This is a genomic window from Vibrio sp. 10N.222.55.C6 (assembly GCF_041473395.1).
GTDB lineage: Bacteria > Pseudomonadota > Gammaproteobacteria > Enterobacterales > Vibrionaceae > Vibrio > Vibrio crassostreae_C.
Genome location: NZ_JBFRSD010000034.1, coordinates 148,706 through 167,884 on the forward strand (window position 1 = coordinate 148,706; position 19,179 = coordinate 167,884).

A 19,179-nucleotide genomic window follows, 5' to 3' on the forward strand; every position below is an offset into this window, starting at 1 on the left:
AACTTGACGGTGACGCCAGTGAATGATGCACCGGAGCTGACAGGCGATCTGTTGGGTGAAATGGATGAAGCAGGCAGCTACACCATCACGGCGGCAGATCTTGGCTACACGGACGTTGACGATACGGACACAGGCGTGAGCTTCACGGTCAGCAACGTGAGTAACGGCACAATCTTAGTGAACGGCGTCGCGTCGAGCAGCTTTACGGTGGCGCAGTTGGCGGCGGGTAAAGTGACGTTTAAACATGACGGCAGCGAAACCACGTCGGCGTCTTTCGATATTAACGTTGAAGACGGCAACGAAGATGGCAGCACACCGGTAGACAGCACGTTCAACTTGACGGTGACGCCAGTCAACGATGCGCCTGTAGCCATCAGTGATTCTTACAAAAACGTTCAAGAAACCATATTGCTCACTGAGTCATTCGAAAATATGGCAAACCCAGCGGGTTGGACGGTTGTTTCTAAAGATCCATCAGAGGTATGGGACTTTACTAATGGTATAGAGATTGAGCGAGACGGCTTAATTGTTGATGCTACCGACGGTGATTTTTACGCAGAGCTAGACCCACATAAAAACACGATGATGACGACATCAATTGATACGTCGGATCAAGACTCTTTGAGGGTAGAGTTCGATTATAACCCTCGCCAAGACGGCAACTCGTCGTCTGATATGACTTTTACTGTTGGGAATACAACTATTACGCTGCATGCGGATGGAACAGTGACTGCTCCAGAAGGCATTTCTGTAACACTAGATGGTCCGGATAACAAAGGTTGGTATCAAGCAAATGCTGAGTTTGATGTTAGTAGTGATGCTACTTTAATCGCTTTTGCTGGTGCGGGTAAATCTGATTCGCTTGGTGCGTTCATCGATAACATTACAGTTACCGGAATAGATGCACCCAAACTCATAACGGAAGAAGATCAGGCTCTTACTATTAGTGGTAGTGAGCTGCTAGCCAATGATTTCGATGTTGATGGGGATGACATAACCATTTTTTCTGTCAACGCAACCGATGCTACAAACGGTTCTGTTCAGCTGATAGATGGCAATGTCGTGTTTGAACCTAACCAAGACTTCAATGGTGAAGCGACTTTCGAATACACCATTGTTGATACTCATGGTGAAAAAAGCACTACGACAGTGACCGTTAATGTAACACCAGTAAATGATGACCCTATCGCGAACGATGATTCAAGAGAATTAGGTGATAACCTGATCGTCAATGGTAGCTTTGAAGACTATGAATCGGTATCAAATGCCGGTTGGGGTTCTCGAATCGACCAACTAGATGGTTGGTCCTACGATGCAAGAACTGGTGCTTTAGATTCAGTTCAAGAAGGCTATGCTGTTGATGAAACAGACGGCGATCGTATGATTGATATGGAAGGTAACGGTGACAATGTAACCCTTACCCAACAAATTCAAGGTGTGGAAAGCGGTACCCTATACCAACTGTCTTTTGATACGGCAATGTACGAAAGATTGCCGAGTGCTGAGCTTGAGGTCATTTGGAACGGCGAAGTCATTGCTACGATCACCCCTGAAAGCAACATAATGCAAACTCGGTTATTGGAATTATTAGGTGGTAGTGGAGATGGTTCAAATACCCTTTCATTTAGAGAAGTTGGTACTGAAGGCGACAAGAGTGGGACTTATCTAGACAATATCAAATTTCAAGAAGTGATTAAAAGCCTTCAGACACAAGAAGATATAACTCTCGATATCCCTAGTAGCGAGTTACTTTCGAATGATTCTGACGTTGATGGTGATACGTTAATTATTTTAGATAGTTTAGTGATTGATCCAACATACGGTCAGGTTGAGTTAATTGAGCTACAAGATGGTTCTCAAACCGTTCGTTACACTCCAGCGGATGACTTCAATGGTATCGCTACGTTTACTTACACAGTTTCTGACGGTAAAGGTGGTACTGATACCGCCGTGGTTACGATTAATGTCACTCCAGAAAATGATGCCCCAATATTTGTCAAAGATGGAGTGCCGATTGGCGATACTGATCAAATAAGTGTATCGACTAAAGAGGATAACTCTGTATCTGGTAAGGTTACTGCAACTGATATTGACGACACTGACCTGACTTACACGGTGAGCCAACCTACAAACGGTAGTGTTGAGATCGACCCTGAAACTGGCGAGTGGAAGTACACTCCGAACAACGAGTTTGATGGAGATGATTCATTTGTTGTTACCGTGTCGGACGGTAACGGTGGTACAGATACGGTTGTAGTGAATGTTGATGTATTACCTGTCGCCGAGCTAACTGTTAAGGCAGGCCAACCAGTGACAGAAGCAGAAGAAGCGTTCCTATCTTTTGAAATCAACCTAGATGAGCTTGTCTCTGAGAACGTTGGTCTTGCTCTTACACTAGGGGCTGCAGGGGATTCTGCAACTAAAGGTGTCGATTACGAAGACAATATTTACGTTAAAGATGGACAAGATTATAAAGCGCTTTCAGAGCAGGAGCTTGCCGATCTAATTATTGCTAGCGGCTCGGGTAGCTTAGAAGTCTTCATCAAGGTTCTTGATGATAAATTGCTTGAGGGTGAAGAGACTGTAACCCTAAAAGCTAGCTCAACTAGCGAGTTTGTTGAAAATGACAAACAGGACTCAGATACAGCTAAGATTGTCGATGAGACAGACACAAATGATAAAGATACCGTTACAGTTGGGCTGACTGGTCCCGATTCAGTTATTGAGGGTGATAAGACAAGCCCATTTACGATTACGCTAAGTGAGCAAGTGCCTGAAGATAGTGTGGTTACTCTTCAGTACTCTTACACAAACGCGAGCAATGAAGATATTGTTGAAGTTATAACTGTAAACGTAGACGCAAATACAAATACAGCGACCTTTGAGATTCAAACTGAACAAGACAACGAATACGAAGTCGGACAAGAGTTTAACGTTAGTGTTGTATCCGTAACTCAAGATGGTACCGATGTATTTGAGAAGCTAGATACGTCTAGCGCTGATAAAAATGTAGCTATTGACGACAGCCATGATAACCCGCCAAAAGCTGAAGACTTCTCTATTTCTCTCAATGCAGATGGCTCTTCGCAAGTTATTTTCGATACCGGAATGGGAGCTATCGAAGGAGGTGGTACAGACCATATTTCTGATGACGAAGATGATAACGATAATGACGCAGATACAAATCTCGGTGTGATCATCACAGAGCTACCTGATTCAGGAACTCTTTACTATGTCGATGGTAATAACAAGGTTGAAGTGGTAGTTGGGCAGACGTATGCAGATCCTAACAACATCGTTTATGAAGATGACCAAGAATCAACAGGCTTCTTCTTAGGTGTTGATGATACATCCACATTAGATAAAGGCCCTCATAGCACTGCAGAGTTTCATAACTGGGGTGATGAAGTAGATGCGTATACTCGCGAACTGAAGTTTGATAATGGTGATGTCGTCACCATTACCTCGGAAGGTCGAAATAACGTTGACGCCAAGCCTTTAGTACAGAACAACAGCCAGCAAGGCCATATGGGTTTCGGTATTGCATCGACTAATCGCGGTATTCACCAAGATGAGGTAATCAACATTGATTTCTCTTCTCGTCCAGCGGACTCAGTAACGGTTGGTCTAAGCGGTTTGGGTGGCTGGTTTGCCCCAAATGCTGATGATAGTGTTCAATCAAGAGCCGAGATTACAGTCACCTTTGATTATGGTAATGGTGTCACAGAAGACAAAACCTTCCTTTATGATGACACCCACAATAATCAAAATGTCACGATTGTCGCTCCTGAAGGTGCTGAGATTGTTTCGGTGGAAGCAAGCACACAAGGACCAGGTAACTGGGAGCTGACTTCTCTTGAAGCTAAGGCGTCAGATTCATTCGAATATAAAGCGGTAGACAGTGATGGTAACGAAAGTGAAGTTAAGACAGTTACTATCGATAAGTCTGGTGACCTGAATGCGAATAACGATCCGCAAGGCTTCGAAGTTAAACTGGGTGAGTTCAGTGAAGACAACGACTCTCCATGGTCGGCTGAAGGTGCTGAGCTGAGTGCCAGCTTCAATGGCCAAGATAAAGACTTTGCACACAGCGGTATTAAGATTGGTGTTGCCGGCAAAGTGGGTGGATTGGGTGCTCAGATTGAATATGATCGTGCAGAACAGCAATCTGAGAAGTTTGAAATCAATTTAGATAGCCCTGCGACTCAGTTTACATTTTCAGTATCTAACTTGTTTAAAAACGAAGGTAATGACGGTGATTTCACTGATAACCATGAACAAGGCAGTTGGGTAGCGTACCTCAATGGCGTAGCGGTTGCAGGTGATACGTTTATTGCTGAAGACGGTAACAATAAAGGTACTTACGAAATAACACCGCTTACTCCTGATGGTACGCCAATCGCATTTGATACTGTGGTATTTGAAGCAACTGAGTATTCCAACCAAGCAACGCATGATAATGATGCGTCAGATTACTTCCTAACTGGTTTTAAAGCCTCTAGTGAAGGCGCATATGCAGTGAATCAAGGCGGCATTCTTGAGATTCCAACATCGAAGCTTGCTGGCATTATCGGTTCTGAGCTTCTAAATAACGATATCGATTCAGATGGCGACAATCTACGTATTACCTATGTATACGGTGAAACGGAAGGTAATGCGTATATCAAAGACGGCATCGTATACTTTGATTTAACTGGCGATGACTTTGTCGGTGAAACAACGTTTAAATATCAGATTACTGATGATAATGGCCAAATCGCGAGTGCTGAAGTTAATGTTATCGTCAACCCTCTACCGACCCCTTCTAGTGTTGCGTCTGTAGACCTGCTAGCAGACTCAGTAGTTGAAGGTGATGAACTTGGCTTTAAAGTCACTTTGGATTCAAGTGCACTTGTTGAATCTGCGTTGGACGTTACTTTTGGTAAGAACACGGATGCTGCGAATGATTCGGGTGACGAAAAAGATCTCGACCTGAGTCAGGTTCGTTTTACTAATGGCGTCACCTATGATCAGCAAAGTGGAAAACTGATTGTCCCAATTGGTGTGAAGGACTTTGCAATCTTGGTTCCGACAATTGATGACAGTCTCCATGAGATCGCTGAAACCTACACCGTGACTGTTGGTGGTGAATCCTCTGTGGGTAGCATTACTGATAACGATGAAGCTCCAATTATCGATACAGTGAGCAACGCGGTTAATCTAAATAATGAACAAGTAATTGAAGGCGATATAGCCGTCTTCACCGTGAACCTAGTTAACACAAGCAGTCAAGAGACTCGATTCGACTGGTCGTTAAACTCCGGTTCTGCCGAGCTCGGTGATAACAAAGATTTCACCGACAACGTAGAGTTCACTGAGGGCGTGACGCTTGTTAATGGTCAGCTTGTTGTGCCTGCGGGAGTAACGTCGTTTGACATCAAGGTACCAACTAACGAAGACGGCATTGATGAGTTAAATGAGAACTTCACGCTCGAAGTGGATGGTAAGCAAGGTATTGCGACGATCATTGATAACGATGAAGCACCGCAAGCACAGGACTCACATGTCATTGGCGATGAGGCACAAGCCCAAGGTTCATCGATTACGTTTAAGTGGGCCGATTTCAACGTTTCTGATGCAGATTCCAGCGAATTGTCGATTGTTATCACTAGTGCTCCAGGTGCGGGTGATATGTATCTGTACAACGAATCTACTGATGAATGGGTTCTGTTAAATACTGAAACGATTGGTACAGGAGTATCAGTAAGCCAAGAGCAGGTTGAACAAGGTTTCTTGATATTCAACCCAGTAAGCTATGAATCTAGTACATCAATGTTTGATGAAGATAATGTAGTAACTGGTAATAATCAGCAAGATTATGCGGAGTTTAACTACCACAGTTCTGACGGCATCAACACCAGCTCTAGTACGACGATGTCGATTGATATTCGCCCTGACACGACACTTGCCAAGTTAGTTGTAGAAACACCAAATGTAGATTTAGATGAAGGTTTTAAGTTAGAGCAATGGGAGAACCTAGACTTTGATTACAACAATGGTAGCGGTGTCGCTCCGGACGTTGTTGAACAAGCTATCGAGTCTGCAGGTGCTGCCAACACTTCAGATGTCACACAGACGCCAGACTTTGGCACTCAGAACTCTCCAGCTATCGAAAACATTTCGAGCAAACTTACTGGTTTGGTATTCCTAGTTGCTGGTGAGTCATACGTGTTTAGTGGTCATGCAGATGATTCATTTAGACTTGAAGTCGGTGGTGAAACCATGGCCTCTCAAACTTGGGGCGGAGGCGGTACCTATGAGTCTTCAGCCTTTGTACCATCGGCATCTGGTTGGTACACAATTACTGCATTCCACGACAACGAGGCTGGTCCAGGTAATGCCACTATCAGTGTCGCAGTTGGTGGCAATGAACCCGTAGACTTTAACACGGACAACTTCGATATTGTTCCGGATGTAAGTTCGCTTGAGGATAAAGTTAATATCGGGGCACAGGTTGAACATGAATCCTTAGAGGGTGGTTATTACCCAGCGTTCGATATTAATGAAGGGCTGGAAGATACCTTTATCAATGTCTCTAAGATCACTACGCAGCTTGTTGATACCGATGGTTCAGAGACATTGAGACTCGTCGTGTCCGGTTTGCCTGAAGGTTCAATTGTTAAACTTGGAGATCAGGAGCTTGTTGTTAATGCTGATGGTGAAGTTGATATATCTGCTTGGTTAACATCAAATGGTACTGCCGAAACAGTGCTCACTGATCTGATGATTCAGGTTGATGAGCCAGGCACTTATAGCGTTAAGATTGAAGCTATTTCAGACGAGATTGTCGGAGATACCAGTGAGATTTCGAACGGGGCCTTCGACTTGATTGTTCATCCAGTGTCTGTTGGACCGGATGCTGAGAGTAAGGAAGCCTTTGGACAAGAAGATACTATTTTAGTGCTATCGATTGATGATTTTGGGATTGAGTCTGGCAACGATATAGTGATAACTCATCAACCGCTCGATGGAGCGTTGGTGATTAACCTTGGCACTGTTCAAGAGCCAAATTGGCAGCCACTAAACTCGACTCAGATTACTTCGGCTCAATTAACTTCAGGCGTGATAGGCTTTAATCCAGATGCTAACGAATCTGGTTATGACGGCTTCAATGTTGAAGGTGTAGGCAATAAATCGAATGACTACGCTGAAATTAAGTTCAAGGCTGTAAACGAGAATGGTACGTCAGAAGAACATACGCTTACGGTAGATATTACGCCTGTGGCTGATGCTCCTGTTGTTACTATTACTATTGGTGATTTGAAAACAATTCGAGTGGAACCTAGCTTCGATACATCTGACGAACAGGCCATTAAAGATCAATTTAATAATGGCACTCTACTAGAAATGGGTAACACGGGTAATATTGTTGAGGGACTCACCTCTAGTGGAGACGTGATTAATAACGCTGATACTACTGATGATCGTACTGACAAAGATGATTTGTTTATAGCGAAAGATCAGCGCAATCCAGATGATGTAGCATTGTCTCCTGTCCACTTTGTCGGTGATGTATCGGCGGGTACACAGGGAAGTGATACATTTATAGGAAGCGCTTATAACGACCACTTTGACGGAGGTATAGGCTCGATCGATGATCTTAACCAAGTAGACAGTGTTATTTATACAGGGGACATATCAGACTACGTTTTACGTTGGTTCCCTGCTGATGATCATAGTGAAGTTCCATATTGGATTGTCGAAGACAAACGTTTCATTGATACGGCCGACCAAGTAGGTGCTAGTGATAAAGAAGCTGGTGATCACCTTTACGAGATAGAGCAGATTGTATTCAAAGATACTATCGTGAGTTTGGACAATGAATCTGGCACTTATCAAATTCTAGAAGAGCAAGTTCTACCGATTGATGTGTCAGTTGCGCTTGTTGATGTCGATGGAAGCGAGACCTTAAGCGACAAAGTTGAACTAACCGGGATTCCTTCAGGGTTGAAGCTAGAAATAGATGGAGAGGCTGTAGAGCCAGTCTCATCTGAGAATGGTGTTGCAACTTATGAGTTAGATATTGATGCTGCAGGTAACGTTCTTGGAGATGTACAGATTCGAGTACCTTCTGATTATCAAGGCGACCTAGACTTTGAACTTAAGGCTACAGCAACTTCGGTTGAAGTGGATGGTACTTCACAGGACAGTTATGCCACATCTTCTGCATCAGTCCGCAATCACAGTATATTAATGGGTGAGAGTGGATCTGATAACATCATTACTGATGAAAACAGTAACATTGTCATCGGCGATACATCAGGCTTGCAAATTATCCCAGGGCAGGATTACAACATCGCGTTTATTTTCGACACTTCCGGTAGTATGAAGGGTACGATTGCCGACGCTAAGCCTGAATTGCAGGCGGCATTTGATAAGTTAGTTGAAAGTGCAGGCGGTGAAAACTCAGGTACTGTGAACGTGCTGCTAACACAATTTGAAACTAATGCGTCTCATGTCATTAGTATCGATTTGAGTTCAGCTAACCCTAAAACTCAGTTTGAGAACGCCCTCAACACGATAATTGATGACAACTCAGGACGAACCAACTATGAGGCTGGCTTCGATTCTGCGATAGAGTGGTTTAATTCACTACCAGATAATGACGCGACTAATCATTCGTTCTTTATCACTGATGGTGAAATTAACCAAGCAACACAGGATGATTTGGACGATGATGAACTTGATCAGTTCTGGATGTATGCGGATAAATCTAAGGGTGAAGCTCTAAGCTTACAAGATATCCTTGGTTCCGATTTTGACTTAGCATCTTTACAGCCATCAGGAAGCATAGAAGTAAATGGTGTTAAGGTTGTTGAATATGACAATGGTCATGGCCATAACCATGCGCACGTATATTCACCTTATCTAGATAACAATGGTAATCGTGTTAGGCTTGGTAAGTTGAAAATTGATGGTAATGAGCTTGTATTTAGGGATAAATACAGCGCTTCCGATACAGGCAGCAATAAGGTGACCCCACAAGCCGTTCACATGTTTAATATTTTAGCTGGCTTGTCTGCGGTACAGGCTATTGGCCTTGGTGGTAATGTCAACAAAGACACGTTAGAAATGTTTGATACAGACAAAGTGGTTGACCACAACATCAAAGTAGAAGACCTTGCTGAAGCAATCGCTGGTGATACGGTACAGGCTGTTCCAGGAGAAGATACGATAACCGCACAAAGTGGTGATGACATATTGTTTGGTGATCAGCCAGTGCTGTTTGCTGATGACGGTTTGACAGAGCTAACGCTCCAAGAATACGTAGCTCAAAAACTCAGTTCGGGTTTAGCTGACGTTGATGCTAAGACGATTCATGATTACGTCACTAGTCACAAAGAAGAGTTCGGTACTGCTTCAGAAAACGATGCTGATGATGAATTGTCAGGTGGTGAGGGTAACGATATCTTGTATGGTCAAGGTGGAGATGACACTTTAGATGGTGGCTTGGGTGACGACTTCTTATTTGGCGGAGAAGGCAGCGATACATTGACAGGTGGGGAAGGAGCAGATTTATTCGCCTGGTTAGACGGAGACTTAGATGGAAGCGCTGATGTCATCAAAGATTTTGATGTGAATGAAGGCGATAAAATTGACCTTTCTGAACTATTTGAAGAGTTAGACTCAAGTGAAATCGATTCTCTTTTAGGTGATATTAAAGACTCAGTCTCATCTAATGGTAATGGTGGTTCTGTTGTTACCGTTACTAAAGGTGGTGATTCAGTATCGATTGAGTTTGAGGGAGTAGCGACGGATGACCTAGCCAACTACTTGTTTGACCAAAGTGGTCTAAAGTATACCGATGGGTAAATGAAAAGACCGAAGCATAAGCTTCGGTCTCTTGTCCAAACATAAACCACCTTTATATAAGGTGGTTTTATTTTTTGTGGCTATTATAAAACCTTACAAGCGAAACCTTTCAGGTAGAAACCTTCTGGGTAGGCAGTGTCTGTTAGGTGGTCGGCTGCTTGTTCGAAGCGTTCTACGAATTTAACAGTGCGGCCTGCATCTAATGCTGCATCAGCAATGATTTTTTGGAACAAATCAGTACCCATTAAGCCAGAGCAAGAGTAGGTGAGTAGAGTGCCACCTGGTTTCAGGATTTGCATCGCAAGCATGTTAACGTCTTTGTAGCCGTTAGCGCCTGAAGTTAGGTTATTCTTGCTTGAAACAAACTTTGGTGGGTCCATGATCACTACGTCAAACTTAGTGCCTTGATCACGGTACTCACGAAGCAGTTTGAAAACGTCAGCGTTTAGGAATACAGCGCGCTTTTTCGAGATATCAAACTCATTAAGTTCAGCGTTGAATTTAGCGGTATCAAGAGCAAGTTGAGATACGTCAGCGTTGATAACACGCTTCGCGTCGCCTTTAAGTGCGTAAAGGCCAAAGCCACCTGTATATGAGAAACAGTTAAGGACATCTTTGCCTTTAACGTATTTCATCGATTCTTTACGGCTATCACGTTGGTCCATATAGAAGCCCGTTTTATGGCCTTCGATAATGTTTACGCTGATTTTCACACCGTTTTCTTCAATGACCACTGATTTAGGTGGTTCTTCACCGTGAAGTACGCCAACAACTTGTTCTAAGCCTTCTTTTTTACGGACTGCTACGTCAGAACGCTCATAAATATTGCAGTCAGGGAAACATTCAATTAAAGCTTCAACAAGTATGTTCTTATTAAACTCAGCTCCGGCGCTAAGTAATTGGCATACGAGGAAATCTTGATATTTGTCGATTGTGATACCGGGAAGGCCATCAGACTCTGCTGCAGTAAGGCGGTAGCCAGTTAGACCATCACGTTCAATGATATCTTCACGCAAAGATTGCGCGTCTTGAATTCGTTTTACGAAGAATGCTTTATTGATTTCTTCTTTTTCAAATGTCCAAACACGAGCTCGAATTTGAGATTCCGGTGAGTAAGCCGCTTTTGCAAGCCACTGACCATTTTGAGTGTATACGTCTACAGTTTCACCTGATTTTGGCTCGCCTTCGACTTTATCGATACCGCGTGAAAATACCCATGGGTGTTTACGGCGTAGTGATTTGTCACGGCCTTTAGCTAGATGAATTGAAGGAGTCATAATTTACTCTGTTTGTTGAATTTGAAGGAGGGGTATTGTCGAGGAAGTACAGTTGAAAAGCAAATAAGAAAGGGCTGCACAAGCAGCCCTAGTAATGATTAATCAGCACATACTGGCTAGATATAAGTATTAAGCTTTGAGACCTGTCAGCAAACCTTCCATCGTATCACTTTGTTTACGAAGTTGGTCAACATTGGAATTACTCTTACTGATCATCTCGCAGATACTGTCTGACTGATGACGAATCTCTTCAACACTCTGTGCAATGTTGTCAGCGACTACGCCTTGTTCTTCAGCCGCGGTAGCAATTTGAGTGCTGCTATCTGAAATAGACTGGTTTTTTTCCGCTAATGAACCGATCTCGACGTTCACTTCTGACATCAGTGTTTGGCCTTCGTTAGCATTGTTCACCGTGACTTCCATCAGCTTGGTCAGTGATTGACTGTTACGTTGTAATGATTCAATCATGCTTTGGATTTCAACCGTTGCTTGCTGAGTACGACCGGCAAGGGCACGAACTTCATCGGCAACAACAGCAAATCCACGACCTTGCTCGCCAGCACGTGCGGCTTCGATAGCCGCGTTCAATGCGAGTAGATTGGTCTGCTCTGAAATGCCATTGATGGTTGCGACCACCTCATCGATCTGCGCCGCGTTGGCATCAAGCTCTTCTACTGCTTGTGAAGCGGATTGGATCTCTTGAGATAGGTTAGAGATAGACTCCAATGTATTTGAAACCTTGACTTGACCGCTCTGAGCAACGCCGCGAGCGTCCATCGTTTGTGAGCTAGACGCATGAGCAAGGGTAGCGACTTCGCGAATGGTAGCCGCCATTTGTTCCGTTGCACTTGCTAAGCTATTCAAGTGTTCTTGTTGGTTACCTGAGATGTCTGAACTTTGTTGTGTTGACTGGTTCAAGTCCGAGCTGATCTGCTGCATGAGAGCGACAGACTCTTGGATTGATAGAACCATGTTTTGTTCACGCTCCGCAACTTTATCGATTGTAATCGCGATTTCACTGAACTCGTCACGAACTAAGAAGTAGTTCATGCGGCAAGTTAAGTCGCCATTCGCAAGCGTGTTCAGAGCTTTGTTCATAGAGAACATCGCGCCGCCAATAAAGGTCATGATGTAGTAAACACCTAGTGCGATAAGCGTTAGGGTTACAGCGATGATAGAAACCTGAGTCGTCGATAGAGCAGACCAAAGGTTTTGGTCATGGTTAGCAACTAGGCTGAACGCTCCATTCATCACTGAAACAGAACCAGCACCGTAGCCTAAAGAGATGGTTTCAGAGCTGCTGACAAGCTGAGCTACTTGATCTTTAGTGAGTTGACCCGCTTCGATAAGCCCTTTCATCAAGAGCATTTCTTCTTGATAAAGGTGAGCAAGTAAAGAGTCCGCGGCACTATCTAAAACGAGAGTTAATATAACCAGGGCGAGAAGAGGCAATAAGAAGAGTAGATAGAACTTTTCTTGGATTTTTAGGTGAATGAGATATTTGTCAATCCAACGAAATGGGATTTCTTTCATAATCGTTATACTCGAAGTAAGTCCACCAATAAGCGGTGAATGAATAGAAACTCGACTATATCATTCATATAATTTATGAGGCAACGTTATGGAAAGTTCACAATATATTTTTGTCGTGTCAGGCGTAGTTCAATGTGTTGGGTTCCGTTACCACACCAGTAGGCAGGCGCAAGCTATGGGTCTCTCAGGTTATGCAAAGAACTTAAATGATGGTCGAGTTGAAGTGTTAGTTGTCGGAGAGAGTCAGCAAATTGAGAAGTTACATGCTTGGCTCTATATTGGCCCTTCGAGCGCAACAGTAGACAACGTTGTGATGCATCAAGTTAAAGATAGTGAGCGCCAAGACGTACGCATAGGGGCGTTTAAAATACTGTAGTTGTAGCACTACAGTATTTTATATTGAACGTAACTTAATGAACTAAAGCGGGTTAGGTTTTACAAGCACTTTGCTGGTTTAGGTAAACCGGCGAGCTTGGTCGCTTGTTTTGCAGGGCCTTTTTTGAATAACTTGAAAAGGTACTTACTATTGCCTTTTTCTGGGCCGTGAGCTTTTTCCATTGCTTTAACGAGCATGCGAACCGCTGGTGAGGTGTTGAACTCTTCGTAAAAGCTCCTTACAAAATGTACGACTTCTAAGTGTGCATCTGTAAGTTCAATCGCCTCGTCTTGAGCAAGAATTTCAATCATGCCTTCTTCCCATTGCGTGTAATCCAATAGGTAGCCTTGAGCGTCGGTTTCGATTTGCTTGCCGTTATATTCAAACATGTTTAATCCAGAATCCAATTAACTATGCGGATAGGGTACATGACCAAGTTTGTCTTTCTCAACAGAAATTGTAGCTATCCAATGAAATATCGTACTTATAGATACAAAAAAGCCCAAGAGGTAGGCTCTTGGGCTAGATATTCTTCAATGATGGGAACGATTAGTCGTCGCTGCCCATGATGCCTAGGATGCTTAGTAGGCTGATGAAGATGTTGTAGATCGATACGTACAAGCTGATCGTTGCAGAGATGTAGTTTGTTTCACCGCCACGAATGATGTTTTGCGTTGTAAGCAAGATAACACCAGTCGAGAACAGGATGAACATACCGCTCATTGCCAATGATAGTAGAGGCATTTGTAGGAAGATGTTTGCAACCATACCTACAAGTAGTACTACGAAACCCGCTAATAGCATGCCATTAAGGAACGACAGGTCACGCTTAGTTGTTAGTGCGTAAGCTGATGCGCCCATAAACGCCAGTGCTGTACCGCCAAGTGCAGTTAGGATGACATCACCCATGCCTGCGCCAACGTACATGTTTAAGATTGGACCGATGGTGTAGCCTAAGAAACCTGTAAATAGGAATGTGAAGACTAGACCCATGCTGTTGTCACGGTTCTTTTCTGTTAGGAAAAGTAGGCCGTAGAAGCCAACTAGCATGATAATAAGACCCGGGCGAGGAAGGTTCATCGCCATGGATACGCCTGCTACAACAGCAGACCAAAGTAGTGTCATAGACAGTAATGCGTAGGTGTTACGCAACACTTTATTGGTTTGCAGAGCACTTTCTTGAGATGCTGTGCGTGAAAACATAGGGCTGTTCATAATCTTCCTCGTAAGGTGACTTCAATAGTTATTAGTACATTTATGGGGGTGAAAGTTCGAAAAATCAAGTCTCTCATTCCTCTTGTATACGTAAAATAATAATCAAAATAGTCGGTTAAGTGTTTCTGAAGGTGTAACAAAGTATTTCTTAAAGTGCAGTTAAGGTTCGTTGTTCAATTTTAATCGCACTGAATCGCTGTTTATAATCTTGAAAAACTAATTATAACACTGAAAACAAAGAGGCGACCTAAGCCGCCTCTGTAGTTTATGCATCATAACACATTAGTGGTGTAAGATTTGGCTTAAGAAGTTCTGCGTTCTGTCTGATTGTGGGTTTTCAAAGAAATCGACAGGGTTGTTCTCTTCTATGATTTCACCGGCATCCATGAAGATAACGCGATCCGCGACCTCTTTAGCAAAGCCCATCTCGTGCGTTACACAAAGCATCGTCATGCCTTCTTCTGCAAGCTCAACCATTACGTCTAACACCTCACGAACCATTTCTGGATCGAGCGCCGACGTTGGCTCATCAAACAGCATCACTTGAGGGTTCATACACAAAGAGCGAGCGATAGCTACACGCTGCTGTTGACCACCTGAAAGCTGACCTGGGAACTTGTCCGCTTGCTCAGGGATTTTTACGCGCTCTAGGTACTTCATTGCAATCGCTTCGGCTTCTTCTTTTGGCATCTTTTTGACCCAGATTGGAGCCAGAGTACAGTTCTCTAATACCGTCAGATGTGGAAACAGATTGAAGTGTTGGAAACACATGCCGACATCTCTACGCACGGCTTCGATGTTCTTTAGGTCTTCCGTTAATTCATTGCCTGAAACGAAGATATGACCTTTTTGGTGCTCCTCTAATCGGTTGATGCAGCGGATCATCGTTGATTTACCAGAGCCTGAAGGGCCACAGATAACGATTTTCTCGCCTTTTTTAACTTCTAAATTGATGTTCTTAAGTACGTGGAATTCACCGTACCACTTGTTCATGTCTTTCAACTCGATCATAAGACCTTGAGAGTTGTTTTCTGTCTGCTGCGTCATAATACGTCCTTGATCTTGTTAATTATCGTTTGTGACCGGTGTGAAGTCTGTTTTCTAGCCATATCGAATATCTCGACATGCCAAAACAAAACACCCAGAACACTAACGCGACAAATACATAACTTTCTGTTGAATACCCAAGCCATTCAGGGTCGGTATTCGCGGCTTGGCCAATTCCTAGTACATCAAACATACCAATAATCAAAACAAGACTGGTATCTTTAAACAAACCAATGAAGGTGTTCACAATTGAAGGAATCGTGATTTTAAGAGCTTGAGGTAGAATGATAAGCCCAGTCTTTTTCCAGTAGCTTAACCCCAGAGCATCAGCTGCTTCGTATTGGCCTTTTGGTATTGCTTGTAGACCACCTCGAATTACTTCGGCCATGTAGGCTGCACTGAATAGAACTACCCCTACAAGTGCTCGAATGAGCTTATCGGTTTCTGTCCCTTCTGATAAAAAGAGTGGCAGCATTACTGAAGCCATGAATAGAACTGTAATGAGCGGTACGCCACGCCAAATTTCGATGTATACGGTACACATACTGCGAATGATCGGCATCTCTGAGCGACGCCCAAGAGCAAGTGCAACACCAATAGGGAGTGACACTACAATACCAACAAGTGCGATGACCAGTGTAACCAATAGGCCGCCCCATTTATGGGTATCAACAACTTCTAACCCAAAGACGCCACCGTATAGCAAGCCGGCAATGATAAATGGGTAGATGTTGACGAAGAACAACCAAATCCACGTACGTTTAGGTGTTTTTTCATAAGCCAGTAAGGCTACAAAAATGGCCAACGTTGCGTAGAAGAGGCGAGGTCGCCACAGTTCAGCTTCTGGGTAGAAGCCATACATGAATTGGTCCCAACGAACGCTGATAAAAACCCAACAAGCGCCTTCGCTAGTACAGGCATCGCGTGTGGTTCCTATCCAGTCGGCACTGATGAATGCCCAATCCGCTATTGCCCATAATAGGGTGAAAGCAAAGTAAGCAAGAATCACAGTGACGACGCTGTTAATAGGTCCATTAAATAGATTTTTTCTTAACCAACCGACTGGCCCAACGGTATTCGCTGGAGGCGGAAGATCAGGTTGAAATTGATGTGTACTCATCTTATCTCTCCACCAACGCTACTTTGCGGTTGTATATGTTCATTAGAGCGGACGTTAATAGGCTCAAGGTTAGGTAGACGCCCATTGTCATCGCGATTACTTCGATAGCTTGTCCAGTTTGGTTAAGTGTTGTTCCTGCAAATACAGAGACAAGATCAGGATAACCAATGGCCATCGCAAGTGATGAGTTTTTGGTCAGGTTTAGATACTGACTGGTTAGTGGTGGGATAATGATTCTTAATGCTTGTGGAATAATGACAAGCTTTAGAGTTCTAGAACGTGGGATGCCTAGAGACATCGCAGCCTCAGTTTGCCCATGGTTTACCGCGTTAATACCTGAACGAACAATCTCAGCAATGAACGCTGCTGTATAGATACTTAAAGCGAGCATCAATGCAGCAAGCTCAGGGATTATCGTAACACCACCCTTGAAGTTAAACCCTTTCAACACAGGGTAATCTGCAGAGATAGGCATGCCCATAACAAAGTAAGTTATCAACGGTAAGCCTAAAATCAACGCAGCTGCAATTCGCAACATCGGTGTTTGTTGGCCGGTCAGTTTCTGTCTGTTCTTAGCCCAGATGTTGATAATAAACGTAGCGATAATACCGACAATCAATGATGCGATGACAATGCTACTGCCTTGCTCAAAGACTGGAGCAGGGAAGTACAACCCGCGTACGTTCAAGAAAATTGCTTCACCTAGACTCATACTTTGACGAGCAGAAGGCAAGGCTTGTAGAACGGCGAAATACCAGAAAAAGATTTGTAATAGCAGAGGGATATTTCGGAATATCTCAATGTAGACAGCTGCAAATCGGCTAACTAGCCAGTTTGAAGAGAGTCTAGCGATACCCATACTAAAGCCCAGCACTGTCGCTAGCATGATGCCGAGTACTGAAACCAAAGCGGTATTGAGAAGACCGATAAAGAATGTACGACCGTATGAGAAGGTCTCGTCGTATTCAATCAGTGTTAAGCCGATACCAAAACCAGCTTCTTGGGAGAGAAAATCAAAACCAGTGGTGATACCACGGGAATCTAAGTTTGTGAGTGCATTATTTACAATCGTGTAAAAGAAAGCACAAAGCGCCCCGACGGCGATAATTTGGAAAATGATGGAGCGAAAAGTGGGGTTGTAAAATAAGTTGGCACTTTTGGGCTGTGGCTTTGCCTGAGCTGGAGAAATAGTTTCATTAGGTTTCATACTACTATAACCTCAAATCCATTTAATAAATAGGGCGGAAAACTCCGCCCTAATTGATGCTTGAAAATTTATTAACGGATTGGTGGAGCGTACATAAAGCCGCCCGCATTCCATAATGCATTTACACCACGAGAGATTTGAAGTGGAGAACCTGTACCAACAGTACGCTCAAAACTCTCACCGTAGTTACCAACTTGCTTAATTACTTGGTAACCCCAGTCGTCGCGAATGCCAAGGCCTTTACCTTTAGGACCGTCTACACCAAGAATACGTTTGATGTTTGGATCTTTTGACTTAAGCATTTCGTCTGCATTTTTAGAGGAGATGCCGTATTCTTCCGCGTTAATCATTGCTGAAAGTGTCCACTTAGCAACGTTAAACCATTGATCATCATCTTGACGAACAACAGGGCCTAGAGGCTCTTTAGAGATGATTTCAGGAAGTACTTCTGCAGATTTAGGATCAGCTAGGTTTAGGCGAAGTGCGTATAGACCAGATTGGTCAGTTGTTAGTACGTCACAACGACCTGCGTCGAAACCTTTCGATGTTTGTGCTGCCGTATCGAATACCACTGGCTTGTAAGACATGCCACTGTTACGGAAGTAATCGGCTAGGTTAAGTTCAGTTGTTGTACCTGATTGAACACATACAGAAGCGCCATCAAGCTCTTGAGCACTTGTTAGGCCAAGTTCTTTCTTAACCATGAAGCCTTGACCATCGTAGTAGTTAACGCCTACGAAGTTCAGACCTAGAGCAGTGTCACGATGTAATGTCCATGTTGTGTTACGAGATAGTACGTCGATTTCGCCAGATTGAAGCGCAGTAAAACGCTCTTTTGCTGTTAGAGGTACATACTTAACTTTAGTCTTGTCACCGAGTACAGCCGCTGCAAGAGCTTGACAATACTCAACATCAATTCCTTCCCATTCACCTTTTGAGTTAGGGTTAGAGAACCCTGGAAGACCGGTACTTACACCACAAGTTAGAAAACCTTGAGATGTGACTTTGTCCAGAGTGCTTTCTGCCGCTGATGCCGATGTTGCCATCATCGCAGTTGATGCAGCTACTACTGAAGCAAGAAGTGTTAGTTTATTTGTCATTTGTATCCTTCCTTGTTAACCAGGTGACACCTGATACTCGTGCTCGTTTGAGTTTCTCTTATGTGTTGCGTTTTCTATGACCTTGTTGTTCAAATTAAACGAGTTGCATTTTGCAAATGAAACTGTGTGCGATTTAAACAACTGTTTATAAGGTTAGGAAAGGATCCGTAGTTTCACAAATGTATAATTTAAAAAGAATTTTGAATGAAATCACAAATCCGAACACAATTAGAATGACCAAATGTTAAGTGAATGTAAATAGTGCAACGGTTCACACTGTTGGTGCAACGAGATTTAGATTTTTATATTGATAATCGACTAGATAAATATTCTGAATAAACATCACAATGATGAAATATTAAACTTAAGAAATGTTGAAATTTGGTCAATAAATATTTTTATTACACTTCGATAGTTATGAATATGCTCCAAATTTGGTAGCATGGCTGAAT

10 protein-coding genes are annotated in these 19,179 nt (G+C 43.4%); 2 read left to right on the top strand and 8 right to left on the bottom strand.

The window, feature by feature from the left end:
• Positions 1-18: 18 nt before the first annotated feature.
• Positions 19-9,852, top strand: a complete 9,834-nt coding sequence (locus tag AB4486_RS18615) for a tandem-95 repeat protein (protein ID WP_372118114.1) — start codon at positions 19-21, stop codon at positions 9,850-9,852.
• 83 nt (positions 9,853-9,935) lie between these two features.
• Here AB4486_RS18615 and AB4486_RS18620 read toward each other — a convergent pair whose 3' ends face one another.
• Complete coding sequence (locus AB4486_RS18620; RefSeq protein WP_017066319.1) at positions 9,936-11,129, bottom strand: class I SAM-dependent methyltransferase; 1,194 nt, start codon at positions 11,127-11,129, stop codon at positions 9,936-9,938.
• Positions 11,130-11,258: 129 nt separating this feature from the next.
• Positions 11,259-12,662: a methyl-accepting chemotaxis protein gene (locus tag AB4486_RS18625; protein ID WP_372118117.1), complete on the bottom strand. Its 1,404-nt coding sequence runs from the start codon at positions 12,660-12,662 to the stop codon at positions 11,259-11,261.
• A gap of 88 nt (positions 12,663-12,750) precedes the next feature.
• On the opposite strand from AB4486_RS18625, the gene yccX reads away from it, so the two are divergent.
• Positions 12,751-13,038, top strand: a complete 288-nt coding sequence (gene yccX / locus AB4486_RS18630; RefSeq protein ID WP_017059706.1) for an acylphosphatase — start codon at positions 12,751-12,753, stop codon at positions 13,036-13,038.
• 59 nt (positions 13,039-13,097) lie between these two features.
• Here the strand turns inward: yccX and AB4486_RS18635 are convergent, their stop codons facing one another.
• From AB4486_RS18635 to AB4486_RS18660, 6 genes are all read right to left on the bottom strand, one after another.
• Positions 13,098-13,427, bottom strand: coding sequence for a TusE/DsrC/DsvC family sulfur relay protein (locus AB4486_RS18635; RefSeq protein WP_017057205.1), 330 nt, complete (start codon positions 13,425-13,427; stop codon positions 13,098-13,100).
• Positions 13,428-13,587: 160 nt separating this feature from the next.
• A complete protein-coding gene (locus AB4486_RS18640; RefSeq protein WP_017057206.1) occupies positions 13,588-14,253 on the bottom strand; it encodes a Bax inhibitor-1/YccA family protein in 666 nt (221 codons plus the stop codon).
• Between the two features lie 282 nt (positions 14,254-14,535).
• Entirely contained in the window at positions 14,536-15,300 is a 765-nt protein-coding gene (locus tag AB4486_RS18645; protein WP_017059704.1) for an amino acid ABC transporter ATP-binding protein, read from the bottom strand.
• Positions 15,301-15,322: 22 nt separating this feature from the next.
• The gene (locus tag AB4486_RS18650; RefSeq protein ID WP_017059703.1) at positions 15,323-16,420 is read right to left on the bottom strand and encodes an amino acid ABC transporter permease; all 1,098 of its coding nucleotides are present in this window, start codon (positions 16,418-16,420) and stop codon (positions 15,323-15,325) included.
• A gap of 1 nt (position 16,421) precedes the next feature.
• Entirely contained in the window at positions 16,422-17,627 is a 1,206-nt protein-coding gene (locus AB4486_RS18655) for an amino acid ABC transporter permease (RefSeq protein WP_017066316.1), read from the bottom strand.
• Positions 17,628-17,698: 71 nt separating this feature from the next.
• Complete coding sequence (locus AB4486_RS18660; RefSeq protein ID WP_017059701.1) at positions 17,699-18,727, bottom strand: amino acid ABC transporter substrate-binding protein; 1,029 nt, start codon at positions 18,725-18,727, stop codon at positions 17,699-17,701.
• Between the last annotated feature and the right edge of the window lie 452 nt (positions 18,728-19,179).